Here is a 10,524-nt window from a genome sequence, read left to right as displayed (position 1 = left end):
ATGATCACCTTATGCTAACCGCAGCAGGATTATGGAACTTCTACCTGACTGCGGCATAGGAAGAACTTGAAAGGTCGCATTGGCTAGCTCTGTTCTTATTTCCCGACAACTCTAATGTTGTAAGAGAGCGATCGCTTCCACATAACCTGGAGCCTGATCGACTTGCTCCTGAGTAATTGAGGTTAATGATTTACAAAACTCTGTGAGGACAGGATAGCGAGTAGGTCTGATAAACGTTTGGAACTCTTCAATTACGTTCAAGTTCTGTGCTTCAACCATTACGGCTCCAATTTCGATAATTTCCATCTGATGCCGCTTGATCGTGTCTTGGTTACAACAAGTCGCCTCTAAATCAAGGACTAAATAGTAATCGTATTGAGTTAAGTCCATCATCTATTCCTCCCTTTCCCTCACTTTTATCTATCAGTTCTCGTTGCGTAAAACCTCACGCACTTCCATCAAAATTTGCCCTAATTTATTTTTGCCGCTGCCATCTTTGCCGCAACCCCAGTAGTAATCAATCGGAGAGTTCTCCACGAGCACTTCATCGCCAGTTGCCAGCAGTATCTCTTGGATATCTGCATGGATTCTAAACTTTTGCAGAACGGCTTTTCGCATCACATCATCCTTCACATGATTCCAATCCGTGCGGAGGGGAAGGGAGCGATCGCGCCCCATATTGGCTGCATCTTTAGGCGTTTTAGTTTGTCGTACCTTCTCTAGATAAGGAGTATCAATAAACTTCTGTGCCTGAAAATAATGCTCACTCGTCGCCCAATACAATTCATCCAGCATGAAACCATGTGCTGAGAAGTTAGAGAAGCAACCGTAGGGCTTTTCTCGTTCAACGTAAAAGTAAATGGTCATGGTTGCTCCTCGAAAATGAATGAATAGTCGTGCCAGTCACAGACGGGGTGATACCCAATTTGTTTGTAAATATGATTGGATGTAGGATTCGCTAAATCTGTAAACAGAAAGCAGCGATCGCATCCCTGGTCTAATAATTTCTGACTCAACGCAGCAACACAGGCGGTTGCATATCCTTTGCGGCGATACTCCAGCGGTGTATAAACAGGACCAATGCGAGCCGCTGTCGGTAAAGATTGGCTGCCACTTGCCCAAGAAACGGGAGTACCGTCGTCCCAAAGATGCACACTCTGGCGTTTCAACCCAGCCTCTACCATCCTTTCAGGCGTTTCACTCACCACTTCACCGATCTCAGCAACAAAGGCTTGAAACCAGTCCAGCAGCAATGGGCGATCGTCCTCAGTGGCAAGCCTGAGATGCCCCTTTGCCGTTGCTACAGGTTGAACCTGGGTTAGCTGATGGATTCGCATTTCCATCACCCTTTGATAGGGTTGTCCGGTGAGAGCCTGCCAGGATTGCAAAAACCTTGCTACCTCTGTCACTAACCCACCGGCACCCGGAATGGGCTTGCCCTGCTCCTGGACATTATGGGCAACTAACTGGAGCGCATCTAAGTCCATTACTTTAGACAGCACCAGCTTGTAGGGAGGGGTGCGAATTGCGACAGCCAAAATTCCATTATCGGCTTCCACGATCGCCAGGTAAGGCGGTTCAGGATATCGCTCTGGGTAATGCCGTAGCGTATATAGGATACCGAGTAATAGATTGTGTTCTGCCTCGTACTGGAGTAAATAATCCTGAGCGCGATCGCAGAATTCTTGAAGGCTATCAAATCGACGTAATTGCATTGTTCATCTCCTTAGCACTCAGGACTCAGGATCTTTAAGTACTGGGGTGGAACCTGATCGACCAGCCAAACACCATTGTCTGAGCAGTAAAAAGTAAACCCGGCTTGCTGCATTGCAGTCGCAGCGATCGCAAAAATCACCGGACGACCATGCCGCATTCCAACTTTTCGTGCCGTTTCCACATCTTTCGACAAATGCACATGATGCCGTGACATCTTGAGCAGTCCTGATTGAAGAATGGCTGGCACCGATTGTTCCCCTGTTCCGTGATACAGCACATCCGGCGGAATTTGCGGTTGGAGTTCTAGATCAACCTCAACACTATGTCCTTGATTGGCTCGAATCCGAGTTTTGGTTTCATCAAATGAGAATCGCTGTTTGTCGCTGGTGGCAACCACTTCCTCTAATTCAGCGCGAGTGATGGGAAACTGATGGGCAGCACAAGCAGATAACAGATCATCGACGTTCACCCAGCCCCCGAGCGCCAGAGTCAGTTCAAGCCGCTCTGGTGCGTGTCGCAGATGTTTGCTGAGGTATTTGCTAATTTTGATCTGCTGTGTTTTGTCCATAACGTTTCTCTGTTTTAATAAATCTCCTGCATGCGAGTTTTGAGAGCATTGCGCTTTCTCAGTTACTTGGGGCGCTCCGAGTCGTGGGTTATTACACACTCTTTCAAGGATGGCTACTTCTAAGCCGACCTCCTTATTCGCACTCCCCGTTCACAAGCGTCCACTGCTCGTAGTGGTACTTTTCCTCTCGTACTCGTATGTAGGCTCTACAGGTTAGGGCACGCAGGAGATTATGAAATGCTACCGCTTATCAGACAAAGATTCCTGAACGGCGATCGCTACCACTTCATACACTTTTTTCATGTCGCTCATCACCATCACCTCCTGTGGTTGAGCGATCGCAAGAAATTCATAATACAATTTATACTACAAATACTACACGCAAGATCAGGAGATTCCTGAAGAACTAGGCTTTTCTATCGCCACAAGCGTTAGGATGGTCGTGTTTCAGCCTACAGAGAAACTATGAGGTATCAAGACATCATCACAATCGAGCCTGGAAAGCGGGGCGGAGAACCTTGTATTCGTGGAATGCGAATCACGGTTTATGATGTGCTGTTCTATCTGGCTTCAGGTATGACGGATGAGGAAATTTTGGATGACTTCCCTTATTTAACTCAAGAAGATATTCTTGCTTGTTTGAGTTATGCGGCTGACCGAGAACGACAAACGCTGATGATTCAAGCATGAAACTGCTATTGGTTATAACTGTTCACTCGGTCTGACTGTATCTGATAGCTCATGGTGTAGCCTTAGTAGAAAGTAAAGTATGGATACATTCTCTCAAAGATTTGGGTTTATACCTAGAAAAGATATTATGCAAATTGAGTCAATGGATGATGATTTGCGTAACAGTCTGTGGAATGTTTTGGTTCTATCCTTCTGGAAGAAGCTGGAAGGGTATTCTCAAATAGATTACGATGAAAAAGAATCAAACAATTATCATCATGTTGAAAGAGACAACGTAAGGTTTTTGGTTAAAAATTTATGGTTTTCTCATTTCAAGAAAACATTTGATGAGTTGTCGGGATTTTGGGAATTTGACTATAGGTTTATAAAGAAAAAGTTTTTTCAGTATCAGTGGTTTGAGGTATACGACTTCTTGGAGTTCATTGCAAGAAGTTATACAAATCATTCTACATTGGAAAGCTTTATCCATCTCTGCAATTTTGTACTTGAACGCGAGTTTTCCGGCTATCGTTTTGTTGGCTCTACAATTACACCGATAACCTCAGAAACAGAGATCAAGATAATAGAAGAAGCTTTAACAAGCGAGGACAGATTTATTCCAGTATCAAATCATATCAAAACGGCGGTGATTTGCTTATCAAATAAAGAAAATCCCGACTATAGAAATTCTATAAAAGAATCTATTAGTGCTGTGGAATCAATCTGCTGTCTGATCTCTAATGACAATAAAGCAACATTGGGGAAAGCTCTAAAGGCAATAGGAAAAGAACAGAAGGTTGATTTGCATCCTGCCTTAGGCGGAGCTTTCAGCCAGCTGTATGGTTATACAAACGATGCAAATGGTATACGCCATGCCTTACTAGACGAATCCAATCTTGATTTTGAAGATGCTAAGTTTATGCTTGTATCTTGCTCTGCTTTCATTAACTACCTCAAGGGAAAAGCTATAAAAGCAGGAATTGATTTTAGTAAGCAGTGAAGAATATCAGTAGGTTGAGTTCTTCAATCTAACAGAAATTTAAAGTAAATTATAGATTTTATTAGGTGCATTAGTAATAAACAATGCACCTATGATTTGAGACTACTTATCCGATCGCACCGGCAACGGCGTGTCCAGAATCTCCATCAACAGATCTAGACGAGAAGGGCGCGTCAACAGCGGCACAAGGTTGGGCAAGCTGTAGTAGTCTCCCACAAAGGTAAACGTTTCTACAGGTGCCTGCTGTCCCTTCAGTTGGCTCTCCAGCCAGGTGCAGTAACTACCCACACGGACAATCACCACGTTTGGCATCACCGCCAACTCCCGGCAGTAGGTCTTGTAAACCTCACCGAAGTAGGGAGCCGCATTCTCACCTTCGTCTGTAACGACGATGATCTGGTCAACAATTTGCCGCTTCTTCCGCATCGCTTCCAGAGGCGCACCAATGCTCGTACCACCCCCAGCCTTGATGTGCTGGAATGCCCGCTCCCAGTCGGTCAACTCTTTACCCTGTGCAGTGACAGGATAAGGAATATTGTCGAAGGCGTAGACAAACAGGTCTGCTTGAGTAATGCCAGAGATCAGGGCAGCCAGTCGCTTCCCTAACTCGATCGCATTCTCCATCGAACCCGACTTGTCCACAAGCAAGGCAGTTGGACGGGTAATGACACCACGCCGCTTTACCTGCTCATTCGTCACCTTCTCTAAACGGGCAAGGGTGTCGTCATCGAGATCCGCTGCATCCGCTGCAACCTGTGCTTTGAATGCGGCAACTCGCGCACTCTTGGATGCTTCATCCAGCTTGCCATCAATCAACGCCTTCACCTCTGGGTGATCCATTGCCCCTCTTGCCTTGAGCGACTTGAGGTTGTTGATCACTTCCTGCGGAGTCATGCTGTTGATTAACGCCACCAGCACCGTTGGAGTCAGTTGCTTGATTGCACCAATGGCGATCGGGCACATCCGGCAGTTGGGGGACTCGAAATAGAATTAGCGAGAATGGAAGAGGAAACAAAAAAGGTGCGCCGAGTAGACGCACCCCAAACAATAAAAATCTCCTTCTATGCTAACGCTAAAACACATCGTGGAACTCGATGCCCTTGAGTTGCAACAGCTGTATGAAAACCTGCAAAGGAGCGTCACGCTTGCCAGTCTGGTCTTAGCGGCTTGGCAAATCGGGCTGTGGTTTGCCCGAGCATTAGTGAACCATCACCTCAATGAACGCGCCCAATTACCTCAGCTTTGGGGCAATTGTCATCAGTGTGGCAGTCGTTTGGAGAGTAAGGGGTTTGTGAGTCGTCGGATGCTGACGTTAGTGGGATGGGTTGAATGGCGACGACGGGTTGGACGGTGCCCACATCGTTGTGCTGGCAGTCATGATGCGCCATTTGATGCCGTACTTGGGATTGTCCCGTATCAGCAAACGTCGGTTGAACTGGTGCGTCTAGGTTGTCTTTTGGCTGTATTTCTACCGTTTGAGTTAGCCGTGCAACTGCTGTCACAGTTGTGTGGCATTCGTATTAGCGATGACACTGTTTGGCAGTGGGTGCAGCAGTTTGGACGACAAGCCATCCAGCAACTAGAAGGGGAATTGATATCGTTGGACAAAGGCATTGAACCTGCCCAAGAATCGATTGACCCGATGTTCGTGGACTTGCCTTTGGTAATTGCTGCTGATGGTGTCAGTGTGCCGTTTCGCGCTCAAGCAGGAACGCCCAAGGGCAAGATCCGCTTTCAAGAAGTCAAGATCGCTCTGCTTGCTCGACTTCGCTCCGTTCAGACTCGAAGTGCTCAAACCAAGACTCGACTGGAGCAACGACGACTAGTGGCAGTGCTGGGCGACATCGCTGCCCTGCAAGCACGACTTCAGCTAGAAGCCTTGCATCAAGGCATCACCACTGCCCCTCAAGTGGTTTGGATTTCTGATGGAGCACGCGGATTTCGGCGATTATTTGAGCAACACTTTGCCAGCATCGCTATCGGTATTTTGGATTTCTATCATGCTGCTCAGCAGTTGTGGGAAGCTGCCGAAGCTTATGACGATACGCTCCCGACTCACACTCCTGGGCAATGGTTTGAGCGATTGCGCCATTCATTACGTCATGGATATGTACATCGGATTGTTCAAGAACTGGGACGTTTATTGAAGTATCCGTCCACGCCTGCTTCAGCCAAACCAGTGTTGAAGCGAGTGCAGCAATATCTCAGCAAACATCTACCTCATCTGCAATATCGACAGTTCAAAAAACAAGGATTTCCCATTGGTTCAGGCATGGTCGAGAGTGCTTGCAAGTGGCTGATTGAGCAACGCTTTAAGGGAACTGGAATGCGTTGGAGTGAGGCAGGATTTAATCACTTGTTGCACTTGCGTCTAGCTTGGGTCAATGGGCGTTTTGATCCCCTGTTCGCAGACCACCCTTTAACCCTCCATCTCTACTCCCCCAACCGCTAGGTGCGCCCACAAAGCCTCTTGACTACACAAACGATTTAGGACTGCTATATGCTAAGATTAAGTTTCGCAATTTACGTCCGGTCTGTTATTGCGTATTGGAACTTGTTTATTCGAGGCATCCATAAAAACAACTAACTATTGCTCTTAGGCTGGTCCCAGCATTCTATTGGGGATAGGGGCACAACCAGGAGCGATCTAATCTATGACATTTCATACCCTCGGTCTTTCGACCGAATTGCTGCGTGCTGTTAATGATGAAGGCTACACCACAGCAACACCGATCCAGCAGCAGGCAATCCCGGCGATTTTGCAGGGACATGATATTTTTGCCAGTGCCCAGACAGGAACGGGTAAAACCGCCAGCTTTACGCTGCCATTACTACAACGCCTCAACCTTTCATCCCCCGAAAAAAGTTATCGCCACCCGCGTGCTCTCATCCTGACCCCAACCCGTGAACTATCAGCCCAAGTCGGTGATAGCGTCAAAACCTATGGCAAATATCTGACTCTTAAGTCAGCGATCGTTTATGGGGGTGTTGGCTTTGTGCCGCAAGTGCAAGCGTTGAAACGGGGCGTGGATATTGTAGTCGCAACTCCCGGACGATTATTGGATCACCTGGCGCAGAAAACCATTGATCTGTCCCAGATTGAAATCGTAGTGCTGGATGAGTGCGATCGCATGTTAGATATGGGATTCATCCACGACATTCGCAAAATTCTGGCAAAATTACCCGTTTCTCGACAGACGTTAATGTTTTCTGCCACCTTTTCGCCCGCGATCCGGCAACTGGCTGACACATTGCTCAATCAGCCAGTTCAGATTGAAGTCGCCCCTCGCAACACAGCGGCAGAACAAGTTGAACAGATTGTGCATCCAGTGGATCGCGATCGTAAGCGAGAATTACTGTCTCATCTGATTGGCTTTAATAATTGGAAACAGGTTTTGGTCTTTACCCGCACCAAACACGGGGCGAACCGATTGGCGGAGCAACTGGCTCAAGATGGGCTGAAAGCGACTGCGATTCATGGCAATAAAACCCAGTCTGCCCGTACTCGTGCTCTGAATGACTTTAAACAAGGGAAGGTGCGCGTCCTCGTTGCCACCGATGTCGCCTCCCGGGGGTTAGACATTGATCAACTGCCTCACGTGGTGAACTTTGAACTACCGAACGTGCCTGAAGACTACGTGCATCGGATTGGTCGGACGGGGCGCGCGGGTCATGCCGGACGGGCAATTTCTCTGGTCTCTAAAGATGAAAACTCCCTTTTGCAAGGGATTGAGCAGCTATTAAAGCGCAAACTAACAACAGATGTCATTCTGGGATACGAGCCAACGGCTTCTTCTCAGTTACAGGCAAAAGGGCAACCTGACCAACAGCGATCTAAAAAACGTCGAGGTGGACAGCGCCAAACTCATTCTGCTTCATCTCCTTACCGTGGAAAAAATTCCACTGCTACTGGAAATCGCTCACGTAAACAGCCTCGCCCAGTTTAAGGTACCCATCTCGAGGGAATGGTTGTATTGGAGTATTTGCAGTAGCAGTGGATTGATTAGGCACGATCGCTGTCTCCACCCGCCGTTGGTAGAAAACAAACTTTGGGCTGTGGCTTATCCACGAGTCCAAGAAATGTATTGATCCAGAAGAGGATTATCGGGTTCCATTGAGAAACCATCGCCACCCATTGCCACAATATGCCTCTCCACAAGAGACGCAGACATTTGGCTCTTACCTCAATTGCTACAATTGCCGATCTTTCAGTTCCCAGTCTTTCCGCTTGTCGAAGAACAGGCATCGCTACAGCAAGCAATGCTATTTATGTAAGGATTGTGCCAAGCCGTTTCTAGGGCATACGGATTGGGAAAATTATGGGGGCAAATTGTGAAATGAACCAGATGTCCAAACTCCTGTGCGAGATGCCAAAGGTTGAAATTCATACTCATCTAATTGGCACGGCAGATGCAGAAACCATTTATAAAATTGCTCAGCGCAACCGGGTGGCGCTGCCAGTAGCAAGTCACCCGTTGGGTTTCAGTGATGGACATTGGACGGGTCATGAATGCCAAAGCTGCAGCCAGCCAAGTGCGAGGCAGCGTGATCATGGACATTGGAGAAGCATTGATGGAAGAATGCCGGATTGATCCCAACACAGGTTATCCCGTGGCGTATGACCTGGCAACGTACCACTATCCTGCTTATGCCGATATTCCTCGCATTGACGTAGCCTTTGTAGGGCAACCAGATTTGACGTTTAATCCCCTAGGTGTGCGGGGAGTTGGTGAGGTGGGCATTACCGGAGTTGCTGCGGCTGTTGCGAATGCAATTTACCACGCAACAGGCAAACGATTCCGCAATTTACCAATCACTCCTGACAAGTTGATGGCGTAGTCCTATGAATGAATTACAGCGAATCCTACAAGCATTTGAACAGATTCAAAACAATGGAAAACGCGCAGTTCTGGCAACTGTTGTACGAACAAGCGGTTCAGTTTACCGCAGACCGGGTGCCCGAATGCTGCTGACTGAGGACGGTGAGATGACCAGTGCCATCAGTGGTAGCTGCCTGGAAGCAGATATCTTAGAACGATCGCGCTCCCTCTTCTCCACTGACAGTGATCCTATCCTGGTACGATACGACACTACTTCCAATGATGACATTTTGTTTGGGTTTGGTTTAGGGTGCAATGGCATTGTGGATGTTTTGCTCGAATCATTGAAGGGTGCTGTAATCAGTCAAATGTTATTCGTAGAAGATTGTTTGATGATGCAACAAATGGGCGCGATCGCCACAATCTTTTCTATCGATAACGTGCCAGATGTCAAAGTGGGCGATCGCTTAATGATGAAGTTTAATGCTCCAGTTATCAACCAAATAACCAATTTAGATGTTACTCAAAGAATTGCAACTGATGTGCAAAAATCACTCATTGAACAACAATCTTGTGTACAGTCCTACGCTCTATCTACTGGACGAATTGATGTATTGATAGAAGTGATTCATCCACCTGTTCCATTGTTGATCTTTGGGGCTGGATATGACGCGATTCCCGTAGTGCAGTTTGCGAAACAATTAGGCTGGCACGTTACAGTAATTGATCATCGCCCCGAACAACTGACCCGCGATCGCTTTCCCCTTGCCGATCAACTCCTCTATTGCATCCCAGATCCGCCGAATGCCTATCATCATCTGCTAACGCCTCAAACCATCGCGATTGTGATGACTCATCGGTATCTCACTGATCTGGCGTTTCTCAAAACTCTAATTCCAGCTCAACTCCGCTATTTAGGAATATTAGGTCCGAAGCGGCGAATGCAAAAATTATGGGAAGACTTGGCTGAACACGGTGTTAATCCAAGTTCCGAACATATGCAGCAACTTTATAACCCAATCGGATTAGACATCGGAGCCGAAACACCTGAAGAAATCGCCCTCTCCATTGTGGCGGAAATTCAAGCGGTACTGAGTGAGCGTTCTGGTCGTCATCTGCGCGATCGCGTGGGTTCCATCCATTCTTCTCCAGAACTGCCATGTCTAGAGTTGGTATCCTGATTCTTGCTGCCGGAGCCTCTAACCGTTTAGGGCAACCGAAACAACTTCTAGCCTACAAAGGCAAGCCATTGATTCGACAAATGGCAGAGGTGGCGATTCAGACTGGTTGCCAGCCTATTGGGATAGTTTTGGGAGCATATGCCGAGACAATTGTTCCACACCTAGCAAATCTGGACATCCAAATTATTTACAACGAACAATGGGAATCAGGAATAGCAAGTTCAATTCGGTATGGGTTGGAGATGGTGGCGATCACCCCTAAACTAGATGCGATCGTTCTCATGGTCTGTGATCAACCATTTGTTTCTTCCGACTTAATTCACCAATTGATTAATAAGCACCGGACGACAAATGTCCCGATCGTGGCTTCTGAGTATGGGGAAATTTTGGGTATTCCAGCCCTATTTCATAAAGCGTTATTTCTAGAACTTATAGAAATCCGGCTAAGCAGTAACACTATAAAATAGGAGCATGGCACGTACACTGACACTGGAAAAACATCTCAGTAGTGAGGAACTCAAAACTCGCTATCAAACCAGCACTGACCCAATTGAATCACGGCGTTGGCAC

At 47.2% G+C, this 10,524-nt stretch carries 9 protein-coding genes and 4 pseudogenes; 7 read left to right on the top strand and 6 right to left on the bottom strand.

The features are described 5' to 3' along the window. Window positions 1–117: 117 nt before the first annotated feature. From NDI45_RS29565 to NDI45_RS29550, 4 genes and pseudogenes are all read right to left on the bottom strand, one after another. Window positions 118–393, bottom strand: a pseudogene (locus NDI45_RS29565) (3'-5' exonuclease); the annotation flags it as partial. Window positions 394–423: 30 nt separating this feature from the next. Continuing rightward, window positions 424–867 (bottom strand): NADAR domain-containing protein, encoded by a 444-nt coding sequence (locus NDI45_RS29560; RefSeq protein WP_190792139.1) that lies wholly within the window; start codon window positions 865–867, stop codon window positions 424–426. Beyond that, window positions 864–1,715 (bottom strand): GNAT family N-acetyltransferase, encoded by an 852-nt coding sequence (locus NDI45_RS29555; protein ID WP_348249927.1) that lies wholly within the window; start codon window positions 1,713–1,715, stop codon window positions 864–866. The genes NDI45_RS29560 and NDI45_RS29555 overlap by 4 nt, the downstream gene beginning before the upstream one ends. Before the next feature lie 11 nt (window positions 1,716–1,726). Then, entirely contained in the window at window positions 1,727–2,284 is a 558-nt protein-coding gene (locus NDI45_RS29550; protein ID WP_348249926.1) for an RNA 2'-phosphotransferase, read from the bottom strand. Window positions 2,285–2,749: 465 nt separating this feature from the next. On the opposite strand from NDI45_RS29550, the gene NDI45_RS29545 reads away from it, so the two are divergent. Both NDI45_RS29545 and NDI45_RS29540 read left to right on the top strand, forming a co-directional pair. After that, window positions 2,750–2,974: a DUF433 domain-containing protein gene (locus NDI45_RS29545; RefSeq protein ID WP_348249925.1), complete on the top strand. Its 225-nt coding sequence runs from the start codon at window positions 2,750–2,752 to the stop codon at window positions 2,972–2,974. 79 nt (window positions 2,975–3,053) lie between these two features. Beyond that, the gene (locus NDI45_RS29540; RefSeq protein ID WP_348249924.1) at window positions 3,054–3,953 is read left to right on the top strand and encodes a hypothetical protein; all 900 of its coding nucleotides are present in this window, start codon (window positions 3,054–3,056) and stop codon (window positions 3,951–3,953) included. A gap of 102 nt (window positions 3,954–4,055) precedes the next feature. On the opposite strand, the pseudogene NDI45_RS29535 reads toward NDI45_RS29540, so the two are convergent. Further along, a pseudogene (locus NDI45_RS29535) lies at window positions 4,056–4,907 on the bottom strand (hypothetical protein); the annotation flags it as partial. Window positions 4,908–5,016: 109 nt separating this feature from the next. Here NDI45_RS29535 and NDI45_RS29530 point away from each other — a divergent pair. Continuing rightward, a complete protein-coding gene (locus NDI45_RS29530; RefSeq protein WP_348249923.1) occupies window positions 5,017–6,405 on the top strand; it encodes an ISKra4 family transposase in 1,389 nt (462 codons plus the stop codon). Between the two features lie 202 nt (window positions 6,406–6,607). After that, window positions 6,608–7,900, top strand: a complete 1,293-nt coding sequence (locus NDI45_RS29525; protein WP_348249922.1) for a DEAD/DEAH box helicase — start codon at window positions 6,608–6,610, stop codon at window positions 7,898–7,900. A gap of 65 nt (window positions 7,901–7,965) precedes the next feature. Here NDI45_RS29525 and NDI45_RS29520 read toward each other — a convergent pair. Then, a pseudogene (locus tag NDI45_RS29520) lies at window positions 7,966–8,125 on the bottom strand (peptidase E); the annotation flags it as partial. 292 nt (window positions 8,126–8,417) lie between these two features. Here NDI45_RS29520 and NDI45_RS29515 point away from each other — a divergent pair. From NDI45_RS29515 to NDI45_RS29505, 3 genes and pseudogenes are all read left to right on the top strand, one after another. Next, window positions 8,418–8,792 (top strand): annotated as a pseudogene (locus tag NDI45_RS29515) (molybdopterin cofactor-binding domain-containing protein); the annotation flags it as partial. A gap of 4 nt (window positions 8,793–8,796) precedes the next feature. After that, window positions 8,797–9,954, top strand: coding sequence for an XdhC/CoxI family protein (locus NDI45_RS29510; RefSeq protein WP_348249921.1), 1,158 nt, complete (start codon window positions 8,797–8,799; stop codon window positions 9,952–9,954). Next, on the top strand, window positions 9,933–10,421 hold the full coding sequence (locus NDI45_RS29505; RefSeq protein WP_348249920.1) for a nucleotidyltransferase family protein: 489 nt from the start codon (window positions 9,933–9,935) through the stop codon (window positions 10,419–10,421). The genes NDI45_RS29510 and NDI45_RS29505 overlap by 22 nt, the downstream gene beginning before the upstream one ends. Window positions 10,422–10,524 lie beyond the last annotated feature (103 nt).

Source organism: Leptolyngbya sp. GB1-A1 (genome assembly GCF_039962475.1).
Lineage (GTDB): Bacteria > Cyanobacteriota > Cyanobacteriia > Elainellales > Elainellaceae > Leptolyngbya_A.
This window is presented reverse-complemented; position numbering and strand designations above follow the sequence as displayed.

Excerpts from the sequence above, each read along its gene's own strand:
- NDI45_RS29545 (WP_348249925.1), top strand. The coding sequence starts at position 2,750 with ATGAGGTATCAAGACATCATCACAATCGAGCCTGGAAAGCGGGGCGGA.
- NDI45_RS29510 (WP_348249921.1), top strand. The coding sequence starts at position 8,797 with ATGAATGAATTACAGCGAATCCTACAAGCATTTGAACAGATTCAAAAC.
- NDI45_RS29550 (WP_348249926.1), bottom strand. The coding sequence starts at position 2,284 with ATGGACAAAACACAGCAGATCAAAATTAGCAAATACCTCAGCAAACAT.
- NDI45_RS29540 (WP_348249924.1), top strand. The coding sequence starts at position 3,054 with ATGGATACATTCTCTCAAAGATTTGGGTTTATACCTAGAAAAGATATT.
- NDI45_RS29555 (WP_348249927.1), bottom strand. The coding sequence starts at position 1,715 with ATGCAATTACGTCGATTTGATAGCCTTCAAGAATTCTGCGATCGCGCT.
- NDI45_RS29560 (WP_190792139.1), bottom strand. The coding sequence starts at position 867 with ATGACCATTTACTTTTACGTTGAACGAGAAAAGCCCTACGGTTGCTTC.
- NDI45_RS29530 (WP_348249923.1), top strand. The coding sequence starts at position 5,017 with ATGCTAACGCTAAAACACATCGTGGAACTCGATGCCCTTGAGTTGCAA.
- NDI45_RS29525 (WP_348249922.1), top strand. The coding sequence starts at position 6,608 with ATGACATTTCATACCCTCGGTCTTTCGACCGAATTGCTGCGTGCTGTT.
- NDI45_RS29505 (WP_348249920.1), top strand. The coding sequence starts at position 9,933 with ATGTCTAGAGTTGGTATCCTGATTCTTGCTGCCGGAGCCTCTAACCGT.